The following is a 26,417-nucleotide window of genomic DNA, read 5'->3' as shown; positions in this document are numbered from 1 at the left end:
TGTTTTATTTGAAAAAGAAGGAATTTTCTGTCTAAACATAGAATTATTCATAAAAATATGTTTAGAGAGGTGTAAGAATGGACCAAATTAGTTGTATTTCCTACATATTGCATCAGTCTCGCGAAGAAAACATACAAAAAATAGCAATTGATCTATTAATTGGAGACATTTCGTTAAAAGAAGCAGAAAAAATTTCTCCTAAAATGAAGAAAGAGCTGAAGAAGGCAGAAGCATTGTATAAAAGCCATCGAGTTGATTTAAAGGCGGTTTCCGTATTTGTACAAGACTTTATGTTTGTAACAGGATAGTTTATTGATAAATAAGTCTATTGTTAAAGTATTTCTTTCCATAAGAGATACTTTTTATTTTACTCTGTTTTTTTATAAACAATAAAAAACAAATAATTATTAATAAAAATTTATTGTAAAACGATAAATTATATGGTAATTTAAAATAGAAATAAATTAGTGAGGTGTTTTTGATGAAACAAGTATCAACGCTCTTTTTAAAGATTGCTGTTATTCTTATTGGCGTACCTATTCTGGCCTTATGTATCTTCTTAGTACCAGAAATCGGAAATTTTGCTGCTGAGTTGTATCCAAATAATGCTTATTTAAAATATCTGATAATGTTTGATTTTTATGCAGCAGCAATTCCTTTCTACTATGCATTATATCAAGCATTTAAACTGTTAAACTATATTGATAAGAATGAAGCATTCTCGGAGTTATCCGTTAATGCACTAAAGAAAATAAAAAACTGTGCTCTTTCTATAAGCGCGATTTTTGTGTTGGGATTGCCGCTATTCTACCTTTTAGCAGAAAGGGATGATGCGCCAGGAATTATTTTAATTGGACTTGTTCTGATTTTTGCTTCGATGGTCATTGCCGTTTTTGCTGCAGTGCTTCAAAAGCTATTAAAAGAGGCAATTGATATAAAATCAGAAAACGACTTAATCGTCTGAGGTGATACAAATGGCAATTATAATAAATATTGATGTAATGTTAGCAAAAAGAAAAATGAGTGTAACAGAATTATCGGAAAAGGTTGGAATAACAATGGCTAATCTTTCTATTTTGAAAAATGGAAAGGCAAAAGCAATCCGTATTTCAACATTGGAAGCAATTTGCAAAGCATTGGATTGCCAGCCAGGCGATATACTGGAATATAGAAACGAAGAGGAAATCTAGTGATAAGAGCATTAAAGCAGCTTATTTGTTTCGGGTGGCAACAAGCTTTAGCTTGTGTTTTTCCTGTAGCTATTTTTGCATCACTGGCAATGACAAAAATGATAGAACTTCCCTTGTTACCAAGATACGATTGGCTGCTTCTTATCTGTCTTTTTATGCAGTGGGTGATGGTCCGTACTGGTTTGGAAACGATTGATGAGTTAAAGGTTATAACCGTTTTCCATTTGATTGGACTTGCCCTTGAGCTTTTCAAGGTTCAGATGGGTTCATGGTCTTATCCAGAAGCGGGCTTTACAAAAATTTTTGGTGTCCCTCTCTATAGTGGCTTTATGTACGCAAGTGTTGCGAGTTTTTTATGTCAGGCATGGCGGAGGTTAAAGGTAGAGCTAGTAAATTGGCCATCTTTTTTAGTTGTTGTGCCACTTGCTGCTGCTATATATTTGAACTTTTTCACCCACCATTTTTGGATAGATATTCGTTGGTATTTATCTGGATTAGTCATAATCGTATTTTGGAAATCCTGGGTATTTTACAAGGTAAATGGCATTAAATATCGAATGCCGCTAGCACTCTCTTTTGTACTGATTGGATTTTTTATTTGGATAGCGGAAAACATTGCAACTTATTTTAGTGCATGGGAATATCCCAATCAAAAAGATGCTTGGAGCCTTGTTCATGTTGGGAAAGTGAGTTCATGGCTATTATTGGTGATAGTTAGCTTTCTTATTGTGGCAACTTTGAAGCTGGTTAAGGGGAAAAAAACAGCTTAAATAATAACGGGAAATAAAAAGCGTAAACAGATAGCTCCTTGATGGGAATGAAGTCTTGGAGCTATTATTAAATTTATTTTAGTCTTCCTCATCAGCTTCATTCGAGTACACTTCTTTTCCTACTCGGATCCATTTCATCATATTTTGTTTATCTGGATAAGTTTCCTCTAAGTAATTGTATTTTTCTAAAAAGGCTTGTCCCTTTTTCGTTAATCTAGCTGGCTTTAGGGAGAAAAAGGTATCGATTCTAAGTACTCTTTCAATAAATCCTTCATTTTCTAAAAAAAGGATGAAATTTTCAAATTGCCGCTGTTTCATATCATAATCTTTTGCTGTCGGTAAAGCAATGCCCTTATGTATCTCTCTTAGAACGCTGTAGGCAGCCCTCATTTAGAAACTCCTTTTTTCTTTATTTTAAACTTTCACATTTAAATCATTTCGAGTAATCGCATAGATAAAACTACAAATATTACCAATAAAACCTATCATTATGGCAAACAATCGATTATGTCCTTCTATTTTAAAACAAAGCTCCATTATCATGGTCTGGATTAAAATAATGAAAAGTCCACTAATAGACTGAAAAATAAGAGCTTCAAAAAGTTCATCTATCTTATTTTCTATTAAAAATAAGATAGCATAAAGAAATAGATAACAAAAAAAGCTCGCGAAAAAACCTTTTATCACATTTATCATAAAAAAATCCTCTAATTTATTTTTGAACTATTCTATATTTTACCAAAGAACAGAGCTAATATGTTTTAAAACCAATAAAATAATAAATCCATCTCATCCTTATAAGGCTCAAGGATTGCAGGATTTCAAAAAATATACTAAGGAGGATAGAATCTGGTTTTAGAAAATTTAGTAGGAAAAAGCAAAACTAGCCTTTGAGGGAGTCAAGTCTTTCGGGATTTAAAATTATCAGAGACAGCATTTGAATGAAGAGTTATTTAGGAAAATAAAGGAATATAAGTAGGTCTTTGGTATTTAGCTATTTTTCACCTTATCATTTCCTATTCCCTCATTTATAATATATGTATGTAAAATATTTACATGATAGGGAGGGAGCCATTTGAATGATAGAAAACAGTTAAAGGCGTTGGCAATGAAAAAAATAGCTCAGCTCATGGATTCTTTATCCGATGAATCAAAGGATAAATATCGTACGGCAATCCATGCGTTTGCTGACTTATATTTGGAGGACGAGCTCGTCTTTCGGGAACTCTATTTTGCTTATAAGCAAGGACTCCGTTCCTATGATATAAAGAGTACCAACCAGGAGGCCATTTATTATAGAAAAGAGGATAAGGAGCATGTGATTCAGTTTAGACAGTCCCATTATCGTTTACAGGACCATCTTTTCTTCCCCTTCGTTACTTCCTGCATAGAAATAATGAGAGAAGTGCTGCCATTAGGGTCAGTTGTGGAACTGAATCCCCTTTACTTTCTGCCAGAACAGCAAACTTCTTCAGCTACCAAAATTGTCATCACCAAGCGTTATACCGTTCCAACAGGTTATCAAACGTTTTTTCCGTACGGCGGTGTGGTTTATCCTGTAGGAGAGATGAAGAAAGATGCCATCCTTTATTTCACAGAGCCTTTGATTACAAATGTCCTACATATGGGTTTTAAAGATGATATGGAAGAAGCATTTGAACTGCTTATGAAAGAAGAGCTAGTTGTAGAAAAAAAGATGACATCGATTGAGTTTTCCGCACAGGACATGCAATCGTTACAAGTGGAAATGGAAAGAGCTGGTGAAAGATAATGGCAAACTATACGTCAAGCTTTTCCTCTAGCTTAGTATCAAATATGATCTCTTTTTTGGAAGATGCCAAAGAGGGCATACAGAAAAATTTTGAGCAAATGGACTTAGAAAATGCCTCAGTGGAAGAAGAGATGCGGGAAAAAATAGAAGAAATGATTAGAGAACTGAATCGACTGATTGTCGCTATTGAATCCGTTCCTTTTAGATGAGAAAATAGGAGAGAGGAGTTTACCATTGGGAACCGCACAGATAAAGATGGATATCCGTGAGTTACAGGCAACTTTACAAACCCTGCAATCCAGTATCGATGAGTTTAGTAGTTACACAGACACCTTTCGTACAGGCACAAGAAATCAGCTGAAAAACTTTCATTCTGATTTCATCGATAAAGTAGATGCTATTCTGGATCATATGAATAATGATGTAAATAAAGAGTTAGTAAAAAATATGCATGCTGTCTATACAGCCGGTAAAAGCATATTGGAAGAAATGACAAAGGCAGACGAAGAAATCGGCAAGGACATTCGGAGCGGTCAGTCATGAAACGGGACTTGAAAATTAACTATGGGATTCTGGATCAGATTATTGAACAGCTTCATACATATAAGCGGGCTCTTCATCAGATGCAGACTTCTCTCCATACGATAGCTGGCTATACAGAGAGGAACGCGGGAAAGAGTCTGGAAGCATGGGAAGATCTTATGCAGGAATCCAAGAAAACGATCCAAAGCTACCAGACGCAAATAGAGGATTTATTAACGTTGTTTGAAAACTATGTGGCTGATACAACGAGCTATATTACCCCTATTTCCAGAAACAGCATGATGAGAGTCGATCGGAACGATATTTGGGGGAATCTCACCCAAATTGAATGGGGAGTAACCTATAGACTTAGCCGTGCCATTCAGGAAACATATAGGTCCCCCAGCCTTCTATTTAGTCTGTTTGACGATACAGATCTGGAAGAAAAAGAGCGAAGCAGATATAATAAACAACAGCTGGAAAGCATTCGAAATGATATGGAATCTGTTCAATCCAAGTTAAAAAATAAAATGGAAGAGCTGTGGGATCTCTATGAGTCAAAAGTAAAAAAGTATGAAAATACAGATGATGAATATGCAAACAAGGCCTCTCAGGTCAAGGATCACTATACAACTTTCTCTGAAAAGGTAAGCGATGTGATTTCTGTAACAGCAGAGGGAGTTTGGGATTTTGTAAAAGGGCTCGCCGTAGCGATTTATGAGATAGCCAAAGGCCTTATTACGCTTGTGGTCGATGCTGGAATCGTGGCCGCATCAGGAATCATTCCAGATTCTATAGAGCCAGATTTTCTAAAAAAAGCTTCTACGAAAAGGATAGAGAGTGCTACAGAAACACTCGATGCGATTATACACGATCCCACAATCGTCCTTGAATCGATGGCGCAGTCTATAACAGACACCGCCGAAAAAGAAGGGATCATGTATGTATCGGGAAGTGCAGCCACTTCCTTCCTCCCATATGTCGGCCAAGCAAAATACCTTAAGCTGTTAAAAGTGGAAAAAAGTAAAAATAAAACCAACGGAATCCGTTCAGCCATTTCACAAAAAACAACAGAATCGCTCCAACGGATCGATGGAAGCAAGAAAGAGAACAGCCTATGGCCTAATGGCATAAAAAATAGTGGAAAACAATATGTCCAAGAAGTCACCCACTTCTTTAGACAAAACTTCATGCCCAATCCGTCCTTCCAACTAAGCACAGCGAATCAGGCTCCTGTCAATGTGTGGAGCAGAGCCACAATAGAAAATCGGATGGATTCAATCGTTCCGGCTTCTTTGAGGAAAGTGGAAGGGAAGGGGACTACTAAGGGTATAGGAAAAGGAGAACAAGTATTAGATAAGGTCAAAACATATGAACAAGCTAGAAACAAGGCACTTGACCTAGTTGGAGATTTAGGACCAAACTCACAGCCATACACAGGTACGCTTAAGTCAAGTGTTGGATATGGTCAAGTTGTTGGTAGGCAGTCTGCTGACGGAAAAGTAAGATGGAGATTAGATTATGACCCTAATAAGGGGACACATATAAATATTGAGGATTTTCGTAATGGTAAAGGGGCTAATGCCCGAAAAATCGCTATCCCATTTGAGGGTAACGAAAGCACCTTTAAATCTTTATTAAAACAATTAAATAGATAAGGGGATTTTAGATGAGTTTATTTGATGAGTGTATTGAAGCACTGGATGAGGATGTACATGTCTTATCTGATAATAATAGAGAGCAAATATTAAGCAATTTTGAAAGTTCTTTTCCATTTGCTGAGTGGGGGCGTATTGAATGGGAGAAAGTGTCTAATCATGCTGCAGTGGATACAGTCGATGAGATAATCTCCTTTTTACACCAAAACATAGATGAATACAGTAATGTTGTTTATATAATTTGGGATGAAGGGACGTTACCAATTATCCAATCTACTTTAGATAAAGTATTTAAAGTTATAGATGATGTTACTGCTGTAAGTTTTGATACATGGATATTTTCACCATCTGCAGGATATGTTATTGAAATATTTCATGATGGTGAAGTAAAAGTAGGATTAAAGTAGAATGGATTTAACCCTCAAAAGAGAATTAATGTTACTCATTTGAGGGTTTTTTTAGTGACGGAGTGCCGAATTAACTGCTTTTTATTCAGAGGATTGAAATAACTCTTGTAAGCCGTATATTATATTTTATTGATTTACATTGACGTACAATTGCTTTAAAATGTGTACCTTATCTAAAGTATTTTATATCCTATAAATAACCTATAAATAATCAGATACCACCATTCCTAACCTCAATACTTTACCTTTGATTTCTCCTTGCCTTTTAAATTTTTCGCAACTTTTACGTACATAGAACGATTACTAGTACAAGAGGACTACTCCACCTCGATTAACTCCTGAATGTCGATGTCTAACACTTTGCAAACCGTTTCTAATGTTGATAGATACACTCTGTCCACATTGTCTGAACAAAGATGGCTGATTGTATTTGGTCGCAAACCTGTCATTCGTGCCAATTCACGCTGTGAAAGGTCTCGTTCTTTAAGGATTTCCTTTAGCTTGATTGTAATAGGCATGGTACTTCCCTTCCTCTTATTCATGTTACCTTTTACGATACATCACAAACTTGTATCGGTAAAGGGGTTGATTGTATCGCTAAAGCCGCATACAATGAATTTATATTAATTATAGCGGCTAAGCGTTACGTTAATTGAGATTAGCGTAACGGAGGGGGAAACTACCATGAAAGTTATCGGATATATTCGAGTATCTACACAAGGACAAGCAAGAGATGGTTACAGCCTTGCTTACCAGGAAGAGGAAATCAAGGCATATTGTCAGGCTCAAGGGTACACGCTTTTACGCTTGTTTAAGGACGAGGGTATCAGTGGTGCTAAAGTAGATGAAGAAGCGTTAGAAGTGGATAGGATGCTTTTAGGAGATGTTGGAGTATCTCTCCCACAATGAGGTGGGATTATGTTGTAACACTTAATACAAGCCGTTTATGGCGGTCAGACATTGTGAAAGTGTTAGTACATCGGGAATTGAAAAAGTATGGAGTAGACATTCGGAGCATTGAACAACCGCAATACAGTATCCATAAGAAAGACCCTAGCGATTTTTTAATCAATGGTTTAATGGAGTTATTAGATCAATATCAACGATTAGAAATCTCTTTAAAGCTAGGGAGAGGGCGGAATAAGAAAGCCCAACAGGGCGGCTATTCAGGTGGAAATGTCGCATTAGGCTACAAAGTGGAAAAAGGTAAGAAAATCCTTGTCATAGATGATAGACAAGCCAAAACCGTACAACGAGTGTTTGACTTAAAGGAACAGTATCCTTCATGGTCATTAACTCAACTAGCGGAACAACTGAATGAGGAAGGTCATCGAACAAAACAAGAAAAGTTGTTTACTAAAGTCCAAGTCAAAAGGATTTTAGATAGAAAAGCCTTTTATAGTGGGTTATACCACTATGGTGACATAACAGCAGATGGCAAACATCAAGCCATTTTATAACGGTTAACAGATAGAGAATGGATAGGCTTTCGTACCCTTGCGAGTCCCTAGAGACTAACGCTCGACCTAAGGTTGCTGACATTCTCTGTCTTACTTTATCCGTTCAATCGAATATAGGGGTGAGGTTTTCTGATGAGAAGAGATAAGTATATTTATATAGGACTAGATTTACACAAGTTTCAACATACAGCGGTGATATTGGATTGTTGGAATGAAAAGCTAGGGGAAATGACGTTTCAAAATAAACCAGCCATCTTTCCAAGTTTACTAGAGTATGTGAATAGGTATTTAACAGAAGATTTGACCCCTATATTTGGATTAGAAGATGTAGGTGGTTACGGACGAGATTTAGCGTTGTATCTGCTTGAACAAGGTTACATTGTGAAATTTGTTAACTCCTCTTTATCCAATGCAGAACGGAACAGCTATGCGATGACACAAAAGAATGATAGTTGGGACGCTCAATGTGTGGCAAGGGTTTTAATACGTGACCTACCGTATTTACCTGAAGCTACACCATTTGATATTCATTGGATAATCGCTCAACTTGTTGGTAGAAGAAATGCTTTAGTGAAAACACAAACATCCTTGAAAAACCAACTGCATATGCAATTAAACTATCATTATCCAAGTTACAAGGATTTCTTTTCAGAAGTAGATGGAAAAACAGCTTTAGCTTTTTGGGAAAGCTACCCTTCACCATCTCATTTGGAGGGGGAAACAGTAGAGGACTTACGGAAGTTCCTATTAGAAGTGAGTAACAATGCTTGTTCCACTAGAAAGGCAGAGCAAATATTAACACTTGTTCAAGCAGATGGAGAAGTAAAACGAGAATACCAAACATCAAGAGACTTTATCATTCAAAGCATAGTTCGAGATATTAGCTTTAAGAAAAGGGAAATCAAGAAGGTAGATAGAGAATTAAAAGTAACTATTCAGAAGTTAGGTATGCAGCTTGAAACCATGCCAGGGATTGATACGGTTACTTCATCCGCTTTAATTGCTGAAATCGGAGACATTCACCGGTTCGCAAACTCTGACAAATTAGCAAGATATGCAGGGATAGCCCCTATCAAGATGGGTTCGGGTGGCAAGGAAACGATGAAGAAAACGAAACAAGGCAACCGAAAGCTATATGATGTTTTTTACAACCTAGCTGTTCAACAAGTCCAAGTAAGTAAGGGGAATAAAATTCCTCGTAATCCTGTGTTTTATGCTTACTATAATCAAAAGCAAAGTGAAGGGAAATCCAAGTCACAAGCCCTTCTCTGTATTATGAGGAGATTAGTCAGAATTGTCTATGGTATGATGAAAAATAAAACGGCTTATATTCTGCCAAGAATGCCTGAAACGAAGGCAAGTTAATTAGTTTGGGTGGTGGTTAAATAGACTGCCATCCTTTTATTAAGTACTAATTTAGATATTCCTAAGGGTACGGGTGATGTTACTCCTAAAAAGAAATCTGTACTAGATTTGCTTAAAGAGCGTTGGGAAGCAGGTAATAATTTTAATAAGGAAAATCGTCCTCGTTTCCCTTATAATGATGAGGTAGAGTTGGAAGCAAAAGAAGTAGGGGGCAAAAAGTAAGTAGTTGATTCAAATGTACCCAACAAGGAAATAGTATCGAGAAAATTTACTCTACTTAGTGAAGTGCAAGAAAAAAACAGCTAAGAGTTACTTAAATGAAATCACAAAAAAACATTCTTGGGGTTTTAAAATAACAAATGGGACTTTTAATTCTAACGCTTTCAAAGAAGGGCGACTTAAAGTGAATTAATATTAGAAATACCTGTACAAAATAAACCAATTCACCAAACAATTCTTGATGAGGCAACAAAAAGCAGGATTATTATTAGGGATATTAAGGGGAAGGTGTATAATTGACTATGAAAATTTATTATTGTGACGAATGGTCGGACATCAAAAAGAAGCCTTGGAACATACTTGATGTCCGTACTGCATACACATACCATCAAAAACAAGAACCATATACGGCGGTATTATTAGAGGATGAGAAACCTAAGTATATTGTAAATGTTACAAATGAATGGGTTTCGTTGGGGTTTTATGATGACCTGATTCGTAAATATTTAAATTATGATTTTGAAGTTATGAGTGATGGTAAGATTTTTTTAAGAACAGCCATGTATTGGGAATATGATGATGAAACTGACATGGAAGTAAGCACCTTGATTTTGGGCTTCCGAGAAGATGGCTTTATAGCAATGGAAAAGACAGATTTAAAGACCGGTTCAGTCGAGGAGCGCGAAACTAGCGATATCCTTGAAAGAAACTGGGATGTATTTCCTGAATTTGGTCATTACAATTATTTGTGTAAAGAGGAAAGATAACGTGTTTAGAGTACTCTAATACCTAAATTAGTTATACGAAAGGGGTTTACGTGTACATAAAGCAAGTGAATTAAAATACAATTAAGATATTTGAGTTGGACAAAAAGAGCAATGATATGTTTGAAAAATAGAGACTCCATGAAGGTACTGCACATCATGGAGTTTTATTTTATATAGGATTGATAAAAAAATACGAAAATTGGATGATTTGACATTTACATGGTGTGGGGGACTTCTGATACTGCAAAACACGTAAACTAAAGACAATGACAAAGCTCGTGGCAATAAACAATAGGGTAACGTGAAAGTGTGTTCTGTTATTAATTTAGCTTAGCTTATTAATTATAAGTTGTATTCTTACTAGAAGCGGTCGTATAGTACTTGCTATTCATTTAAAAAGTGTTACGAAAATTAACATTTATGTAATGAGAGGTTAAAATACGCTAAGATAAAATCGAAGTAACATCAGAAATGGGTGAAAACATAAAAATAACTAGTAGGCTTAATTTAATGATTAAAAATGGAGAATAATGATTAGTGGGAGGTTAATTATGGAAAATGCTAACTTTAGTAGTTTAACAGAAGATGGTAAAGTAATATTTTTCCTTGGACTCTCAGAAAAAGTTTTGTCGGTATTTTCTCGCAAAGAAGATCAAATGTTAGCCCAAGAAGTTATATATAAATGTTGGGAATGGCTAAAAGGGAAAGAAAATATAGGGGTTATTCTTTATGAATTGTTAGATAATGAGGAAAATGGTATAACAATAATTCAAGAGATGTCAGATAATGAAACAGACTTCATAGCTTGGAACTGTGTTATTGATGCAGTTGCTTATACTAGTAGAAAAGCATTTGAAAGAGAAGGTGTCAAATATTATCCAGAACCAATTGCTTTAGTTGATGATACATTAGTAGACCATTTTATGGATTGTTTTGGAAAATGTGTAGAGAATGCAGATAGTTATATTCAAAGAATAAATTTTTTATTGGATAATTATAAGAATGGGAATATTGCGAATGATTGGCGGACAGAAATTTTAAAGGAATTACAACTATACAATTAACTATGACTCTATTATTATATGAACTTTCTTGAAAAATGCTACAGAAACGGTCGATGCGATTATACACGATCCAGTAATCGTTTCTTGAATCGATGGAATCAAGTAAGAGAACATCCTATGGCGTAACGACATAAAAAATAGTGGAAAATAATATGTCAAGAAGTCACCAAAGAATACTTATTTGAATGTAAAGTTGACACATTAAATTAAGGGAGCATTTTAATTGGATACCTTTGAGAATTTTTTAAAACATAATACTGTTGATGAAAGGATTATCTTAAAATATAAAGATAAACTTCCGGGAGAACTGATAGAAGTATGGTATAAATATGGTTTTGGAACATTATTAAACGGTTTTTTAAAATTAATTAATCCAGATGAGTATTTGGATATTTTAGAAAGATGTTATAGAAGGTACGAGCAAGCAATTCCAATTTTTACGACCTCGATGGGTGATATTATCGTGTGGGAAAAAGATAAATATGTTAATTTGTTGAACTTTAGGAAAGGACTCGTACACATTGTTTCATCTGGCTTTAACTTCTTTTTGGATGATTTAAAGGATAATGACTTTATAAATGATGAATTAATGTGGGAACCATACCCTAAAGCTTATAGTAAGTATGGTAGACCTGATTATGAAGAATGTTTTGGATACACTCCTTTACTAGGTCTAGGTGGATCTGAAAAAGTAGAAAATCTAAAAAAGGTAAAAATAAGAGAACATATTCTTATTATTACAGAATTTATGGGACCGATTGAATAGAACCAATCTCAATATAAGCACTTGATCGCATTTAAGGTATCAAGTGCTTGTTTGTATGTAATATGCTTAGTTAAGCAAATGAATAATACTGCTTGAAATAGAGACCCCATGATGGCAATACCATTATGGAGTACGGTTGTAATACTAACTAAAGATACGGGCTCCTTTTGATTAGTGTAAAGCATTTAAACTAAAATGAATAATAATGCATGTGCGCTAAACAATGGATAACCTAAAAAGGTCACATAATGTACAATTTCTGCAGCGGTAGGGTGAAGAGGTTGAACGTTGTTGGGTATATACTTGTTTCAACGTAAGTCGCTCCCTTTTGTAACAGTACAACCTCAGTAGACTAACAGTTGGCAGCATTTTTATTAAATAGGAGGAACATGATTAATTAGATTAAGAACAAATCTGGGTGATGGACCTCAAACTGAAGTTTCTACTTTTAATGAGGCATTATTGGCGATGTCTGATGCGAAGCTGGAAGAATTTGTGGTATATTAATCCATGCAAGGAAGCTCAATAATTTCATGCCAAAAGGGTACAAAAAGCAAAAGATAAGATATCCACACTATGCATACATCATAGCCTGATCTTAATATATACTAGAGGTGCTTAATTATGGAAAATGATAGTAAATATACAAAGGATTTTGTCTTGAAAAACGGTGTAAACTTTGATGATTTATGGTTTACTTCATATAGTGACGAGATTCTTGATAACCCTGAAGATGAAGGTGGAAAGCCATTTACCGGATTAGCATTCGAACTGTACGAAAATGGGAATCTAATTTATTTTTGTTTCTATAAAGATGGATTAGCTCATGGTTTAAATCGCGAATTTTATGAAAGTGGAAAAATAAAATGTGAAGAGTACTTTAAATATGGACTAGTTAATGGAAAAAGTATTTGTTGGCATGAAAATGGAAATGTTAAATCGACAAGTGAAGTCGAGTTATCGATTGAATTGAACTATAAAGAATGGGACGCCAATGGAAAACTTATAATGGAAAAGGAATTAGAACAAGATAAAGAAAATGCGCAATATGCTATTTTATTAACAAGAAGAGAAATAAATCGTAACATAGGTAGGTAAGAAATCATTGAATAATAGATTTGTTTCAATTTAGAATATAAACATTATGCAAAAATAGAATGAAAAAGTGGTGTTTTCGTTGTTATTAAAACCGGAGTATGCCCAAAATATAATAGTCGGGGTAAAAACTTCTTCTCAATTCTCATGGTATCTAACAGAAAGAGATGTTTGGATACTAGATATAGTAAAATATAAAAAATTATATGAAAGAAATGGATTTAGTTTTGATATGGACTTTGCTCTTTCTCTAAGAAATAACATTTCAGTTGTAAATGAAAAGAATTATCGTCTCTATTTACAAGAATATACTGATTATACCGTACCGACTTCAGAATTAAAAAAGTTAGTTGAACATCAAGATTATGGAAGTACTATTCTAGAATTGAGGCCATCATTATTTATAGACTTTAATCAAAAAAAGCTTCTCTCCCTTTATCCTGAGCTATTACCTTTTGAAAATTATGTTCCTAATAATTGGTCAGGGATTCGTGAGGATTTTACTAGTGATATTCCTGAAGAGGATAGATACTGGATTTTTGATAATATTAATTACATAGACAAACTATTTAATGAGAAAGAAAGAGAGTAAAGGAAAAATAAACCTCAGAAGATGATAGGTAATAGATGGAATTTATCACTTCTGGACATTGACAGTGATAGGGAGGCCAAATAAATACTTACTAACCATTTTCAAGATACTTTTAAAAAACACAGAAGATTCTATTCTAAAGTATGATTTAGATATAGTTATAAAGAAGATTGTAAACAAAAGCTAGGCATTGAATTTGCAGATGAAATACAAAAGAAGAGTTAGCTAAATGATTGTACTAACACAATTAATATTCCTAAATGCGCATCAAGCTGATATACATGAAAAGCCCAAAAGCAAATACCCTATGTATAGGAGGTAAAAAATAATGAGCTATGAATTTATTAAGACAAACCAAGAAAATAGTTTTTATCCTGTGGCTGAAAACAAAATAAAAGAGGCTGAGAAGGCACTTAATTTAAAATTCCCTAAGGAGTTAGTTCATTTTTATAGAGAGGTGGGCTACGGTTTTATTAAAGGTTCAGAATTTAATATTAATCGAATTATGGGTCCCTATTCTGTAAGAGATTTTCGATTAAGAGTTAATGATTTTGAGTTTTATCCCGACATAGAAATCTATGAAGAATTTGAGAATAATAAACTAATATTTTTTGAAGGCAGTGAATCAGCATTAATGTCCATCGAATTGAATGATAATAATAGAAATCCAGTTTATTATTATGACGTTCAAATTGCCACTTCTCTTGAAGAATTTTTAAGAAAGATGGAAGAAAATGATAATTATTACTTGGAATTACTACCTGATTAAAGAACGGTAATAAGACATATCTTGAATGTTTTTACGCCTTCGTTAATTTATAATAAATTAACTGGTATTTAAGACATTATAGTGGGAAAATTCAGCAAACAAATTTGGTCACAGAATAAGTCATTTATTGGTGGAGAGTATTTAACTATCCACAAGCGAAAATTGATAAAGTAAAAAGCAATTGCAGATGGAATGGAATTTGGTTTTGTAGTTTTCAAGGGTGCTGGATTTCGTGGTAGAAACTAAAGATGTACCAGAAAGTCTCTGGTTAAAGTAATGTCGAGGCACAATTTGAATGGCTAAGATACCGTAATTGGAAGAAGACTAGAAGGTGTGATTTGGCACCAGATGAAATGAACCTAATACCTATTGGAATACAGTGAACAACTATTCATAATGGTGACAGATTCAATGGAATGTAGGTAGCTGCCCGAGATAACCAAGACAGTTGGTATACTCACGTTACTACTTTTTATTGGGGACATAAAGTGTTTTCTGCACGCGCTAAAGAAAAGTATAGATTTATTTAAAGGAATAGTAGAAATAGATGAAACCTATTTCTGGGAAAGTCAAAAAGGTCAAAATGATATTAAAAATCACAAATCTAGAAAAACGTGGTGGTTCTTCTACTGTCGGTATCCATAATGAGGAAAAGGAATGGGGGTACTGGGGTAGATGATGAAACTGCAAGAAGGCTGGATACCTTTATAAAAGATTCAAGAAGGTGAGAGAAGAATGGTGATGACACCAGAAGAATTTATTAATAAATGGGATTATATTAAGAATGGCCCACTGAACAAATTTAAAGAAGCAGATTTAATGAATACATATTTTTCGGAGGAAGTTAAGAGGTTTTTGTCTATAGGAGGTCTACCGGAGACTCCACCGCCGTATTTGGAATTTACTACGTCCCAATTTAGACCTATTACCGATGTATTTGATATGCCAGAAGAGTTTCAAAAATATTGGTTTTTAGGGTCAACTGGTTCGGGGAATCCAATCTGTATAACGGAGAAGGATGAAAACATAGTGTCACTTACTAATGGGGATAATTATAAAGTGATATTTGTTAATTCATCTCTGAATCAGTTTGCAGAATGTATATTAGCTTATGTATCCATGATTGATAAAGCAATAGAGATTAACGGAGAGGATGCCTATATTGATAACGATATACCTAAAGTAGTAATGGAGTGGCTAAAAGGGGAACTAGAGAAAATTGATAGTAAGTGTATGGAAGCAGGATTCTTTTGGTCTACTGAGTTTGAAAATCTATTTGAATAACCTCTCGCGTATGGGAAGATCCTTAAAATATAAGAGCTTTAAATTAGACAGAAGTCTTCAAACCCACACCAAACTTATATAAAAAGAGTCAATTAGTGTAATGCCAAGGAGATAAACTGTTAGGTAAGCAATTTAATTCTTTGATAATTTTAGAGAAAGAGAAATGGGATAATATAGGAGATGATAACCTTACAAAGGAGTTTAAAAACCAAAATATTTCAAGGGTGTTAGAGGGAAGTACTTCTATTGTAGAACATGGTGGTAAACATAAATCATATATACTTACATAAAAGCCTATAGACGAGGGGAGAGAAGTGTTCAAACTATCAAAAATACACTAAAATATGTGAAAACCTGTTTATCAATTTGGAAAGAAAGGGCAGTAATTTAGGAATGGTAGAAAAATGAGTGAAAAGTTATCTAAAGATAAGTTAGTTGAACTAGTAAAAAAAATAGGTAATCCTAAGCAGTCTGATGAAAAGGTAAGTGAATATATAGAAATTTTGGAAGAAAATGTTCCTCATCCTGCTCCGAGTGACTTAATTTTTTGGAATGATGAGGATTTATCTCCAGAGGAAGTAGTAGAGATTGCCTTAGCATATAAAGAAGAGAACTAATCGGTAAAGGGGGTGATTGCATCGCAAAGCCCCATACAATGATTTGATTAATATAGAGGCTAGCGTTACGGTAATCCTAAAGCATAACATGTTATGAAGTTATCAGAAATATTCGAGTATCTACACAAGGTCAAGCAAGAGGCGGATATAGCATTGCATATGAAACGGTGAAGAAGACGAAACAAGGCAATCAAAAGCGATATGACATCGGCCATTATTTTTAAATATTCCTAAAGTTATAGATAAGCAAAATAGACATATTCCATGGGCTTCTGGAAATCCTCCCTTACGCGTTCCTAGGAAAAATTCACTAGAGTTAATGGGGTTACCCGGCTCTATAAGTTGGCTAGGTTATCAAGCAAGATATAAAAATTCCTACTCCATAAAATAAACATCCAGTTATTAAAAATGGAAATGAATGACTCTGCAAATGGTGTATTTTTACCTATACTTTTTGGCGATGTTAGTAGCCTATCTAAATATAGAGGCTTTCAAAACGTTTATAACAATATTGTAAGAAAAATAGAAGAATTAAGGGAAAGGTGGTTATCTAAATGAAATTGGGTGAAAACACTCAATTAGTAGAAGAAGTAATGGATTTTATACGTCATAATAAGATGTTTAATATGAATAACTTTCATGTAAATAATTTAGAGGTAATAAATAATTTCAAGGAAGCACAAAACCTTGCTTGGTCTCAGGACTCAAGTGAAGTTGATACTGTATGGGAAAATGTTAAATCACAGGAAGCAGGAAGTATTGTTCAACAGGTATATGATTTGGATTTAGTAACTGAACAAGATGATTTATATGATTTTTTTAATGACTATAACAATTACTCGAACGACTTTCTTCCTTTTGATTATATTGATATTAATGAGGAAGTTGAGGGTGACCTCATGATGTGTGCATTAAATCGATTAGTTAATGGGAAAACAGACAACTTTTATGAAAAAATCTTTGAGATTTATAAGCAAGGAGGGTGGCCGTGTGGGTGGAAGGGGACATACCCGATTGGTGAAATTATTGTGTATGTGCCTAAAAAAAAAAAAATTACAAATCTTGATTGGCAAAGTGCCTTTTCAAGTTTTTTTTATTTATAATAAATTAAACTGATATTTAGTGAAACAAAATGAAAATAATTTGTTTGAGAACGGAGAGCTTAGGATCCTAGTACCATCAAGGCATTATATTTTAAGTGGTTTGTGAAAATAAGACGATAATTAGGTGAGATAACATGGTACATGCAGGTGGAAGGGGTAAGAGTTGACTTTGAGAAAGGTGGTATAAAAGTAATGAACGATGGTGTATTTAATAATTTAGTTGAAGAGGTAATTCGGTTCTCGAAAAATTTCCAGAGCGAACTTACTAATAATATTACCAATAAAATTGTTATTATTAATGATATAAAAAAAGCAGAATATTTAGCTTATGATGAGATTTTTGGTGAGGATGAGTATAATTGGAAAGATATCAGAGAATTGGAAATGAGTGAAGTTTGGGAGACTTATTACGCAATGTCAGAAAAGGAAAAGCCTAAAGGATTGGAAGAATTATTAGAAGTTATTGCTGGTAATGTGAGCAAAAGCTCATGTAAATATAGTATGTTTTATAATGATGTTGTAGCAGACCTTACTAATTGTGCCATTAATCGAGCGGTAAACGGAAAGAATAACCCTTTTTTTGAAGATTTGTTTGAGATATATCAACTTGGTGCCTTTCCTTGCGGTTGGAATGGTGCTTATCCAGAAGGAAAAATTATTGCTTATACATTGGATTAAAAATAAAAAATCAGAAAGAAAAATGCACGTCAACTTAGAAAATCAAGAGATTTACATGAGTAGAACTTAGTTTCAAAGGTTCCTCAATTTAAGTGTGGATATATTTAGTACTGAAGAGATTAAAGATTTAAGAACAACTATATCAGATGTCAATCCAAACGTGTTTATGTAGGAGGAAGCCCCGTTAAAGCACATGATAATTGTTAGCAGTAATAGATTAGAGGGTGGAGTTATGTCTCTGCCTCATGCTTTAAGACAAAATAGGAGGCTACTATTATGGAAAAACAAGGGTGCGTTTCAGTTTGGTTAGGGAATATAAACGATGAGGACTCAATAGGAGAGTATGTTGATTTAACTTATGATGAGGATGGCGAGTCTGTCCCATCCCAATTCTTTATCGATTTTAAGATTGATGTGGATGAAACAGATGAGGATACGATAGAAAAGGAAGTGTATAAGAATAGTAGTAGTGATATTGCAGCATTATTAGAAGGGTGTTCGTATGAAGAAATTGTCATCCCAAAAATCCAGAAAAGTATAAATCTAAAGAAATCATATAATGCTGTGATTTTAATATATAATTTTCAATATCAAAATGAAATTAGCTCAACAGATGATTTTGATTTTATTGCTGCAACAAATTATGAGTAAGATAAATTTTAAAGATATGGAGAATGGAATTAGTTAATGGTCAACTCAGAAATTACTTATCTCTTCTTAGTAGCCTTATGTTTTACACTTACTATATCAGAAGTCAAAAGAAGGAAATATAAAGGCACGGAATAATCTATGGTTTTTTGAAAGATATAACGACTTATATCATGCTAGGTCAACCGGAAACATAGCTAGTTAATCATTTTGTTGGAGGTTGAAATTAGCAATAGAACAATGAAAACTTTCTCATGAAAAGAAAGGGCTTTCCAATTGAAATAAAGAGTGTATTTAAGTAGATGAAATTTAAGTGAAGGTTTCCGATCAAAGGAAGAACTTTTTTAATAATAATGCAAATAAATAGTAACTAATTATGGTGCTGTTGTAATGGAAGATTTAAATTATGAAAGGAATATACATACATTTAAATATTTACTAGAAAACAATTAAATGTATCAGGAGGGAAAATGAAAATACTAATTAGTCAACCAAAAATGGAAAACAGCTTACAGCAATTGACAAAAGAAATAGAACGTTTTCCCGAAGTCAATGTCATTCTATTTCCAGAGGGTTACTTTACTGCTGATTATATCGAAGAAGTATGTAATCTAGCGATAAAACATCATACATATATAGTTACAGGTTATAAAGATAAAAATAAGAAAGATAGAGCATTTATAGCCAATCGCGCGGGGAAAATAATTTTAGAAAGAGCAAAAACGCCTGAGAATGAAATATTATATACACCGTCTAAACAAAATTATTATGCAGAGAGATATTTCAAGGAGTAGTAGGTTTAGAGAATGGTAAGGTTGAGATCATTTTTAATCCAATAGGTGTTGGAATGTTTAGCGAGAAACAATACGAAGAATGGACATGTGAAGCAAGAAAAATAGCAATGAAAGAAAATGCTATCGTAGTCGGAACAAGTCATGCTGATGGTTCCTATAGAAATGGCGGTTTTTCTATCCCAATTGCTTACTGTTTTGATCAAGAGGGAAATGATTTATTGCTTTCTAAAGATGATATTCGCACTAGAATTTTTGATACAGAGACTAATAGTATAAAGATAGCAGAGTAATTAAGATAAAGATGGAAGAAGAAGGGGAAATTAACATAAATTCCAAGTTCCCTTCCGTAACTAAATTTCATTACATAATAAAAAAGTATATAATAAACACTTGCAAATCGTAATCATTTCGTTTTATTATAGAATAGTTATTACTTCATCAGAAATAACTAAAGTGGAAAGTTTAAATCGGAATGATGACGATTTGTTTATTGGGAGTGAGAGTATTGAATAATAAGAAAATCCCTGTTACTGTTTTAAGCGGTTATCTCGGGTCGGGCAAAACTACTTTGCTAAATCATATTCTATCCAATAGGGAAAGCCTAAAGGTGGCTGTGATTGTCAATGATATGAGCGAGGTAAATATTGACGCTTCATTGGTGAAACAGGGCGGTTTTTCAAGAACGGATGAAAAATTGGTGGAAATGCAAAATGGTTGCATCTGCTGTACACTTAGGGAGGATTTAATAATTGAAGTGGAAAAGCTTGTGCAATTAGGTGATATTGATTATATCGTAATTGAATCAAGCGGAATTAGCGAACCGATTCCGGTTGCGCAAACATTTACATATGTAGATGAGAGTGTAGGGATTGATTTATCGCGATTTTGTCAGTTAGATACGATGGTTACAGTCTTAGATGCTCATCGTTTTTGGCATGATTATGCATCTGGTGAAAGTCTTTTAGACCGAAAGCAAGCAGTGGGTGAAATGGATGAAAGAGAAATAGCAGATTTGTTAATTGATCAAATTGAATTTGCGAATGTCATTTTGTTAAATAAAACGGATTTAGTTTCGGAAAGCAAACTACAGGAACTGAAAGCAGTTATCCAAAAATTTAACCCAGAAGCCAAAATTATAGAAAGTGAATATTCCAGAATTCCTTTAAATCAAGTTTTAAATACTCAGTTATTTGATTTTGACGCTGCTAGTCAAGGTGCAGGCTGGATAAAAGAATTAAATGAAGAGCATATTCCAGAGACAGACGAATATGGAATTTCTTCCTTTGTGTATCGTAGCAATAAACCTTTTCACCCTGTGAGATTAATGCAGTGGTTGCAAGACTGGCCAGTTGAAGTAGTTCGGGCGAAAGGATTTATTTGGTTGGCTACGAGAAATGATATTGCCGGATTACTTTCCCAAGCTGGACCGTCCTTAACCATACAAGAAGCGGGCATGTGGATAGCAGCTTATTCGGAAAGCGAGCAGAAAGAAGTTTTAGAGGAAGATCCAGATTTACAAAAACGTTGGGATCCTCTTTACGGAGATCGCATGACAGAGTTAGTGTTTATTGGGATTGGCATGAATCAACAGCAAATGGAAGACGAGCTAGATGCTTGTTTATTGACTGATATGGAAATGAAAAAGGATTGGACTAAATTTATTGATCCACTGCCTGCATTTTTTGTAGAGTAAGAAAAAAAGTCAATTTAATTAGGAGGAAGAAAAAATGAGAGTGAAAATTACTTTAGCATGTACAGAAACAGGAGATAGAAATTATATTACAACAAAAAACAAACGAAATAATCCAGACCGTATCGAGTTGATGAAGTATTGTCCGCGTTTAAAAAAGCGCACTTTGCACAGAGAAACAAAGTAATTTTTTTATAGTCGTTAAATCGTAATCATTTCGTTTTATATAATTCGAATGTATTGGAGGAAGTAGAAATGGCAAAAAAGTCGAAAGTAGTAAAAGAAAAAAAACGCCAAGCCATGGTTGAAAAATATGCAGCGCTTCGAATGGAGTTAAAAGAAAAAGGAGACTTGGAAGCACTTAGAAAGCTACCAAGAGATTCCTCACCGACCCGTTTAAAAAATAGATGTGAAGTGACTGGTAGACCAAGAGGGTACTTAAGAAAATTTAAAATGTCCCGTATTGCTTTTAGAGAATATGCCCATAAAGGACAAATTCCAGGAGTGAAAAAATCAAGCTGGTAATGAATAGAAAGAAAAGTCGTCAGCATATTGGTTTGACGACTTTTATCTACACAAAAAAATGGAGGAATAAGAAATGAATTCCGTTAATCCTGTATTAGTGCAAATTTTTTATCGAAGCGCGATTGCTAACTTGCCAGAAAAAAAACGGGAGATTTATCGATACATAACGAGTAAAGAAGAAGAATTAGAGAAGATAGCTGTAAGCGAGAAACAGTTTATGGAGCTGATGGTTAATCATTCCCCATTTAAAGAGGCGTCTAGTTATTTTTCCCTCAGTATGTCAACAATTAAAGAGATTATGGATGAGGCCCAAGCGGAAATCGATTTAATGATTATGACCAGAATTAATCAAATGAGATGGATTAATTACTCCAAGACTGATAGAAAAGCGCGAAAAAATAAAAAATGGACATTTGTATTTGTCTCCTAATTTTGCCATAATGGCACTCTTATTTAAATAGGATACGTTGGAATAACATACATAGCTACCATGCTTATCTGTTTTTTCACATTAACCTGGTATGTGTTTCATCCTTTACACTTTAAGCAATAAGAGAAGCGGGGCAGAAATTTATTTTGCTTCTATTTTATAGCTTAGCTTATGTTTGCTTAAAGTCGTCTGGACAATCAATGGATGCAACATAAATTGCATCTTTTGCAGGCTATTTCATTGGGGTATACAGAAAAGACCAGAAACTGTATTCTTAATATATAAGGTAAAAAAGATATTGGGTTTTGAAAAGGTGAAAAGTATGACAAACATTAAAGATCTAGCAAAGATGGCTGGTGTTTCTGTAACAACTGTTTCCCGTGTCCTTAATAATCATCCATATGTAAGCAAAGAAAAGAGAAATGCTGTATTAGCGGCAATTAAAGAAAGTAATTATGAACAAAATATTAATGCAGTTCATTTAAGTAAAGGAAAAACACAAATGATTGGTGTTGTCCTTCCTTTTTCTGACCATCCTTATTTTGCGCTGCTATTAAAAGGGATAGCAAAACAAGCGCTGGAGAATAATTATAAACTTGTATTGTTTCAGACGGATTATATGGTAAGCAGGGAATTAGAGGCATTACAAATGTTGAAGCAAAAGCAAATTGACTCCCTCATCATTTGTTCGCGAACTTGCGAATGGTCTGTAATTCAAGAATATCTTTCCTATGGAACAATTGTTTTATGTGAAGACACAAAGGGGAAGGAAGTTTCTTCGACATTTGTTAACCAATATAAAATTTTCAAAGAAGCTTTAGCATTTTTACATAAAAAGGGTCATCAAAAAATCGGCTACTGTATTGGAAGAAAAACGGGTCCAAGCAGCCAATTACGTGCAAATGCCTATCAAGAGTTTCTTTTGGAACATCAACTTCCTTATTGTGAAGAATATATTATCGATCACTGTAATTACTTTGAAGATGCCAAAAAGGTGATGGATCATTTACTGCAAATGGATAATCCTCCGTCTGCTTTAATTGTGACAAGTGATCAAGTTGCAGCAGGAATTGTTATCTATTGTCAAAAACAAGGAATCAAAATTCCAGAAGAGCTTGCGATAATAGGTTATCATAACGAATCCATTGCAAGGCTGATGGAAATATCTACAATGGAAATTCCGCTTTTAGAGATGGGAAAGAACTTATTTCAACAAGCTATTAGCAAAGAAATATCGAAAGAAGAAATGTTTTTTCGTTTTATTGAAAGAACCACTGTATAAACAAGTTGTTCTTTAGCTGCAAATAAGAAGAGGATGAGACATAAGTATTTCAACCCAATATACCCCCGAACAATTATATGTACATATTAGAAAATATTCGTATAATTGTTTGGGGTTTTTATTTATTTTAAGAAAAATGGTTTGTGGTAATCACCCGCAGACTGAATACACTTCGCTTTCCATGGGGCGAGCGCCAAGCCTCCTCGTTCCTGCGGGGTCTTGGACTTTCTCGCAGCTCCCATAGGAGTCTACGTGTATTCAGTCTGCTCCGTTTTATTTTCTTTTGAAAAAATGCTAGAACGAAATAATCTTCAAAAACGGAGTGAAATGGAGCGGAGGACACTCAACTCCTGCGGGAAGTAGAGCAAAGCCTAAGACCCCACAGGCTTGAAGCCGAGGAGGCTTAGGTTGCTCCCCGCGGAAAGGGAGTGTCTGTAGCGCAATGGAACGAATTGGTTTTACCACTAATTTAGAGATTGTTCGTCTTTATGCATTAATTATTTTGTTATGTCTCAACCTTTTAATATTTTTTAACTCGCCTCTTTACGATTTTGCTCTAATTAGAAGGAAAAAGGAACAAGTTTTATTTTTTGACTAGGTTTTAGTAAGGATAGAAGCGGTATATCTGCATCAATTACCTTTCCGATAACGTTGACTCGCTCATCTGCTGGAAGATCGCACAGGGTGATTTGTATTTCTCCGCGATAGCGTCCATAGAGGTCATTATCTCTTGTGATTGTGCCGGCTGGACGTGCTTCTGTGTTCTCTGGGTAGATATTCTCTAGACTTCTCGTACCTAGGAAGCGGAGAACATCACGGGAAAGATCAGGACGAAGTTGGAACTCGCCTTCTTGATAATCCTGGATACGGATGGAGACATAATGATGCTGATCAAAATCGATTAATTTATGAAGTAGTGCTTCACTTACTCCAGGATCACCAATGTAAACATCCTCAACCCCTGCTAGAAATAACTCTAATGCACCATGATATGGCTCTAAGTGCCGATGATTTTCCAATGTAGGCAGCCCGTCAAATAGAGGACCACGTTTTTCTTCATCACCTGGAATATATGCACTAATAGGTATTCCGAAGCGCTGGAAGATTTTATTTTGCGATTGAAAAAAAGAAAAGGATAATCCCGTTTCTTGTCTTGGATAGAAATTATGCCATGCTATCAATTGGTTGGCATTCAGACCAGCTTTTATAAGTGCAGACAAGTCCTCCTCTTGGAAAGCACTAGCATTAAGAGCCAATTTAAAATCTTGGGAAAGGGTTAAAATCATTTCATTATCAAAACCATCATCTAATCGAAGACCAATAACCCCTAGCTTCTTTAACTCCATTAAACTGTTTAATCCTAAATGACTAGGAGTTCTTAAGGAAACATCGGCAAAAACCTCTATTCCTGATTCAGCAGCTAGAGTCATAAGTGCTTTAGCTCTAGTCGCTAATTCACCAGACTCCTCCGGAATATGAAGGGAGGTGAATGCCCGCTTTACTCCTAATTTTCCAGCGCGGGTAATTCGTTCTTCCGCTAAAGGATCCTTTAAATAAAAGGAAATGCCAATCATTCAAACTCACCAGCCATTTCATCTTTGAAGCCAAATAAATACGTAAAAACAAATCCAGCAGCATAAGCAATTAATACCCCTGCTAAATATAGAAACACTTGACCGGTAACAACAAGGAATGCAAGTGGGATACCAGATACGCCGATAGCTACAGTAGCAACTCCGAATGCAGCCTGAAACGCTCCGCCGATTCCAGCTCCCAAACATGCCGTTAAGAAGGGACGCCCTAGCGGAAGGGTAACACCAAATATCAATGGCTCGCCAATCCCAAGAATCCCTGCAGGAAGACCACCAGCAATAGCTCTCTTTAATCGTGTTTTCTTTGTTTTAAAGTAAATCGCAAACGCTGCACCTACTTGGGCAGCACCACCCATTGCAAGGATTGGCAGAAGAGGATCATTATCAATTGTATTAATTAACTCAAGATGTATTGGTGTTAACCCTTGGTGTAACCCAGTGACAACAAGGGGAAGGAAGGTTGCCCCAAGAACAAATCCTGCAACTACACCCCCCATTTCCAGTAAGGAGGTTAATCCTTTTGTAATGACATCAGAAATAAGACCGCCAAGCGGCATAAATATGAGATAAGTCAAGATACCAGTAAGCAATAAAGCGACAGTCGGCGTAATAAAAAGATCTAGCGAGGTTGGCACATATTTACGAACCTGTTTTTCAACTAATGCGATAAAGATTGCTGCGAATAGCACGCCAATTAGTCCGCCTCGACCAGGCAGTAAATCTGTGCCAAATAAATGAATGCCAGCAACAGCGGGGTTTATTATCAAAATACCGGCAATAGCTCCAAGCGCTGGCGAACCGCCAAATTCTTTTGCTGCATTTGTACCAACTAATATGCCGAGGTATCCGAATAATCCACTGCCAATCACAGATAAAATGATGGCAAGTTGTGATTCTTCTGCCAGCACACCGGCCTGGACAATGGCTTTTGTAATTCCTGTTATCAATCCAGACGCTACGAGAGCAGGAATTAAAGGAATGAAGATACTAGCAATTTTGCGCAAAAATAATTTAAAAGGTGTTGCATTTTTTTTGTTAATTTCAGCTTTTGTGCTTGCTGCCTTTTCTTTTAGATTAATCCCGCCAGCATCTTCGATTAATCTACTAAAGGCTTCTGTAACTTTATTTACTTTTCCAGGGCCAAGAATAATTTGCAGTGTTTCTTCAACTACAACTCCTAATACTCCATCCACTTTTTTTAATTCTTCTTTATTGATTAAGGAAGAATTTTTCGGTGTGACACGAAGTCTTGTCATACAATGTGTGTAGCTAACAATATTTTCAGGACCACCTAATTGTTCGAGAATCTTTTCTGCTAAAATTTTATTGTTTTCACCAGCCATCTTAAATTCCCTTCTC

At 34.9% G+C, this 26,417-nt stretch carries 35 protein-coding genes and 1 pseudogene; 31 read left to right on the top strand and 5 right to left on the bottom strand.

All coding sequences use genetic code 11. The features are described from left to right. The first annotated feature begins 77 nt into the window (after positions 1-77). The 4 genes from NX902_RS13595 (at position 78) to NX902_RS13580 (ending at position 1,960) form a co-directional block, all read left to right on the top strand. A complete protein-coding gene (locus NX902_RS13595; protein ID WP_341160780.1) occupies positions 78-308 on the top strand; it encodes a hypothetical protein in 231 nt (76 codons plus the stop codon). 173 nt (positions 309-481) lie between these two features. Continuing rightward, positions 482-964, top strand: coding sequence for a DUF2975 domain-containing protein (locus tag NX902_RS13590; protein WP_095333816.1), 483 nt, complete (start codon positions 482-484; stop codon positions 962-964). A 10-nt stretch (positions 965-974) separates the two neighbouring features. After that, positions 975-1,190: a helix-turn-helix domain-containing protein gene (locus NX902_RS13585; protein ID WP_047940541.1), complete on the top strand. Its 216-nt coding sequence runs from the start codon at positions 975-977 to the stop codon at positions 1,188-1,190. A gap of 2 nt (positions 1,191-1,192) precedes the next feature. Then, complete coding sequence (locus tag NX902_RS13580) at positions 1,193-1,960, top strand: DUF817 domain-containing protein (protein ID WP_303985699.1); 768 nt, start codon at positions 1,193-1,195, stop codon at positions 1,958-1,960. A gap of 78 nt (positions 1,961-2,038) precedes the next feature. On the opposite strand, the gene NX902_RS13575 is transcribed toward NX902_RS13580, so the two are convergent. Together NX902_RS13575 and NX902_RS13570 are read right to left on the bottom strand one after the other, a co-directional pair. Further along, a complete protein-coding gene (locus NX902_RS13575; protein ID WP_341160779.1) occupies positions 2,039-2,350 on the bottom strand; it encodes a hypothetical protein in 312 nt (103 codons plus the stop codon). Between the two features lie 24 nt (positions 2,351-2,374). Further along, on the bottom strand, positions 2,375-2,656 hold the full coding sequence (locus tag NX902_RS13570; protein WP_341160778.1) for a hypothetical protein: 282 nt from the start codon (positions 2,654-2,656) through the stop codon (positions 2,375-2,377). Positions 2,657-3,035: 379 nt separating this feature from the next. On the opposite strand from NX902_RS13570, the gene NX902_RS13565 reads away from it, so the two are divergent. From NX902_RS13565 to NX902_RS13545, 5 genes are read left to right on the top strand one after another with little or no spacing between them, the layout of a single operon-like run. Then, on the top strand, positions 3,036-3,731 hold the full coding sequence (locus NX902_RS13565) for a DUF4176 domain-containing protein (protein WP_341160777.1): 696 nt from the start codon (positions 3,036-3,038) through the stop codon (positions 3,729-3,731). Continuing rightward, the gene (locus tag NX902_RS13560; protein ID WP_095334370.1) at positions 3,731-3,940 is read left to right on the top strand and encodes a hypothetical protein; all 210 of its coding nucleotides are present in this window, start codon (positions 3,731-3,733) and stop codon (positions 3,938-3,940) included. Before NX902_RS13565 ends, NX902_RS13560 begins: the two co-directional genes overlap by 1 nt. Positions 3,941-3,986: 46 nt before the next feature. Next, entirely contained in the window at positions 3,987-4,274 is a 288-nt protein-coding gene (locus NX902_RS13555; RefSeq protein WP_164463824.1) for a hypothetical protein, read from the top strand. After that, the gene (locus NX902_RS13550; RefSeq protein WP_341160776.1) at positions 4,271-5,911 is read left to right on the top strand and encodes a hypothetical protein; all 1,641 of its coding nucleotides are present in this window, start codon (positions 4,271-4,273) and stop codon (positions 5,909-5,911) included. The genes NX902_RS13555 and NX902_RS13550 overlap by 4 nt, the downstream gene beginning before the upstream one ends. A gap of 11 nt (positions 5,912-5,922) precedes the next feature. Beyond that, positions 5,923-6,318 (top strand): CDI toxin immunity protein, encoded by a 396-nt coding sequence (locus tag NX902_RS13545; protein ID WP_095328973.1) that lies wholly within the window; start codon positions 5,923-5,925, stop codon positions 6,316-6,318. Between the two features lie 317 nt (positions 6,319-6,635). On the opposite strand, the gene NX902_RS13540 is transcribed toward NX902_RS13545, so the two are convergent. After that, complete coding sequence (locus NX902_RS13540; protein ID WP_026906918.1) at positions 6,636-6,836, bottom strand: helix-turn-helix domain-containing protein; 201 nt, start codon at positions 6,834-6,836, stop codon at positions 6,636-6,638. Positions 6,837-7,002: 166 nt separating this feature from the next. Here NX902_RS13540 and NX902_RS13535 point away from each other — a divergent pair, with 166 nt between their 5' ends. From NX902_RS13535 to NX902_RS13430, 22 genes and pseudogenes are all read left to right on the top strand, one after another. After that, the gene (locus tag NX902_RS13535; RefSeq protein WP_268877105.1) at positions 7,003-7,227 is read left to right on the top strand and encodes a recombinase family protein; all 225 of its coding nucleotides are present in this window, start codon (positions 7,003-7,005) and stop codon (positions 7,225-7,227) included. Then, on the top strand, positions 7,224-7,778 hold the full coding sequence (locus NX902_RS13530) for a recombinase family protein (RefSeq protein ID WP_268877104.1): 555 nt from the start codon (positions 7,224-7,226) through the stop codon (positions 7,776-7,778). Before NX902_RS13535 ends, NX902_RS13530 begins: the two co-directional genes overlap by 4 nt. A 132-nt stretch (positions 7,779-7,910) precedes the next feature. Further along, positions 7,911-9,143, top strand: a complete 1,233-nt coding sequence (locus tag NX902_RS13525) for an IS110 family transposase (protein ID WP_095328971.1) — start codon at positions 7,911-7,913, stop codon at positions 9,141-9,143. 521 nt (positions 9,144-9,664) lie between these two features. After that, on the top strand, positions 9,665-10,129 hold the full coding sequence (locus NX902_RS13520) for a hypothetical protein (protein ID WP_095328981.1): 465 nt from the start codon (positions 9,665-9,667) through the stop codon (positions 10,127-10,129). A 551-nt stretch (positions 10,130-10,680) separates the two neighbouring features. Then, positions 10,681-11,193, top strand: a complete 513-nt coding sequence (locus NX902_RS13515) for an Imm6 family immunity protein (RefSeq protein ID WP_095328970.1) — start codon at positions 10,681-10,683, stop codon at positions 11,191-11,193. 223 nt (positions 11,194-11,416) lie between these two features. After that, positions 11,417-11,959, top strand: a complete 543-nt coding sequence (locus NX902_RS13510; RefSeq protein ID WP_341160775.1) for a T6SS immunity protein Tdi1 domain-containing protein — start codon at positions 11,417-11,419, stop codon at positions 11,957-11,959. Between the two features lie 624 nt (positions 11,960-12,583). Further along, entirely contained in the window at positions 12,584-13,057 is a 474-nt protein-coding gene (locus NX902_RS13505) for a toxin-antitoxin system YwqK family antitoxin (RefSeq protein ID WP_095328968.1), read from the top strand. Between the two features lie 70 nt (positions 13,058-13,127). Then, the gene (locus tag NX902_RS13500) at positions 13,128-13,646 is read left to right on the top strand and encodes a hypothetical protein (RefSeq protein WP_095328967.1); all 519 of its coding nucleotides are present in this window, start codon (positions 13,128-13,130) and stop codon (positions 13,644-13,646) included. Between the two features lie 328 nt (positions 13,647-13,974). After that, a complete protein-coding gene (locus tag NX902_RS13495; RefSeq protein ID WP_095328966.1) occupies positions 13,975-14,415 on the top strand; it encodes an SMI1/KNR4 family protein in 441 nt (146 codons plus the stop codon). Positions 14,416-14,870: 455 nt separating this feature from the next. Beyond that, a pseudogene (locus NX902_RS13490) lies at positions 14,871-15,067 on the top strand (IS1595-like element ISSpps1 family transposase); the annotation flags it as partial. An 86-nt stretch (positions 15,068-15,153) separates the two neighbouring features. Next, complete coding sequence (locus NX902_RS13485; RefSeq protein WP_095328980.1) at positions 15,154-15,699, top strand: SUKH-4 family immunity protein; 546 nt, start codon at positions 15,154-15,156, stop codon at positions 15,697-15,699. Positions 15,700-16,103: 404 nt separating this feature from the next. Next, positions 16,104-16,316, top strand: a complete 213-nt coding sequence (locus NX902_RS13480) for a bacteriocin immunity protein (protein ID WP_095328965.1) — start codon at positions 16,104-16,106, stop codon at positions 16,314-16,316. Positions 16,317-16,870: 554 nt separating this feature from the next. Beyond that, entirely contained in the window at positions 16,871-17,419 is a 549-nt protein-coding gene (locus NX902_RS13475; RefSeq protein ID WP_341160774.1) for a cytoplasmic protein, read from the top strand. Positions 17,420-17,611: 192 nt separating this feature from the next. After that, complete coding sequence (locus NX902_RS13470; RefSeq protein ID WP_341161078.1) at positions 17,612-18,097, top strand: hypothetical protein; 486 nt, start codon at positions 17,612-17,614, stop codon at positions 18,095-18,097. Positions 18,098-18,373: 276 nt separating this feature from the next. Next, positions 18,374-18,748, top strand: coding sequence for an immunity 22 family protein (locus NX902_RS13465; protein WP_123257760.1), 375 nt, complete (start codon positions 18,374-18,376; stop codon positions 18,746-18,748). A gap of 467 nt (positions 18,749-19,215) precedes the next feature. After that, a complete protein-coding gene (locus tag NX902_RS13460; protein ID WP_235973328.1) occupies positions 19,216-19,539 on the top strand; it encodes a hypothetical protein in 324 nt (107 codons plus the stop codon). 53 nt (positions 19,540-19,592) lie between these two features. Then, positions 19,593-19,829, top strand: a complete 237-nt coding sequence (locus NX902_RS13455; protein ID WP_235973327.1) for a hypothetical protein — start codon at positions 19,593-19,595, stop codon at positions 19,827-19,829. Between the two features lie 215 nt (positions 19,830-20,044). Further along, positions 20,045-21,232, top strand: coding sequence for a GTP-binding protein (locus NX902_RS13450; protein ID WP_341160773.1), 1,188 nt, complete (start codon positions 20,045-20,047; stop codon positions 21,230-21,232). A 34-nt stretch (positions 21,233-21,266) separates the two neighbouring features. Next, positions 21,267-21,416: a 50S ribosomal protein L33 gene (rpmG, locus tag NX902_RS13445; RefSeq protein ID WP_016203575.1), complete on the top strand. Its 150-nt coding sequence runs from the start codon at positions 21,267-21,269 to the stop codon at positions 21,414-21,416. A 68-nt stretch (positions 21,417-21,484) separates the two neighbouring features. Then, positions 21,485-21,754, top strand: a complete 270-nt coding sequence (gene rpsN / locus NX902_RS13440; protein WP_095328963.1) for a 30S ribosomal protein S14 — start codon at positions 21,485-21,487, stop codon at positions 21,752-21,754. A 73-nt stretch (positions 21,755-21,827) separates the two neighbouring features. Further along, positions 21,828-22,184, top strand: a complete 357-nt coding sequence (locus NX902_RS13435; RefSeq protein WP_341160772.1) for a hypothetical protein — start codon at positions 21,828-21,830, stop codon at positions 22,182-22,184. A gap of 322 nt (positions 22,185-22,506) precedes the next feature. Beyond that, positions 22,507-23,466: a LacI family DNA-binding transcriptional regulator gene (locus NX902_RS13430; protein ID WP_095328961.1), complete on the top strand. Its 960-nt coding sequence runs from the start codon at positions 22,507-22,509 to the stop codon at positions 23,464-23,466. 560 nt (positions 23,467-24,026) lie between these two features. Here NX902_RS13430 and NX902_RS13425 read toward each other — a convergent pair. Together NX902_RS13425 and NX902_RS13420 are read right to left on the bottom strand one after the other, a co-directional pair. Next, positions 24,027-25,040, bottom strand: coding sequence for a MupG family TIM beta-alpha barrel fold protein (locus tag NX902_RS13425; RefSeq protein ID WP_095328960.1), 1,014 nt, complete (start codon positions 25,038-25,040; stop codon positions 24,027-24,029). Further along, entirely contained in the window at positions 25,037-26,401 is a 1,365-nt protein-coding gene (locus NX902_RS13420; protein WP_095328959.1) for a PTS transporter subunit EIIC, read from the bottom strand. Before NX902_RS13420 ends, NX902_RS13425 begins: the two co-directional genes overlap by 4 nt. Between the last annotated feature and the right edge of the window lie 16 nt (positions 26,402-26,417).

It is taken from the genome of Niallia sp. FSL W8-0954 (assembly GCF_038005605.1).
Classification (GTDB): Bacteria; Bacillota; Bacilli; order Bacillales; family Cytobacillaceae; genus Niallia; species Niallia circulans_A.
Note: the sequence above shows the minus strand (reverse complement) of the source record. Positions and strands in the feature narration are given on the sequence as shown.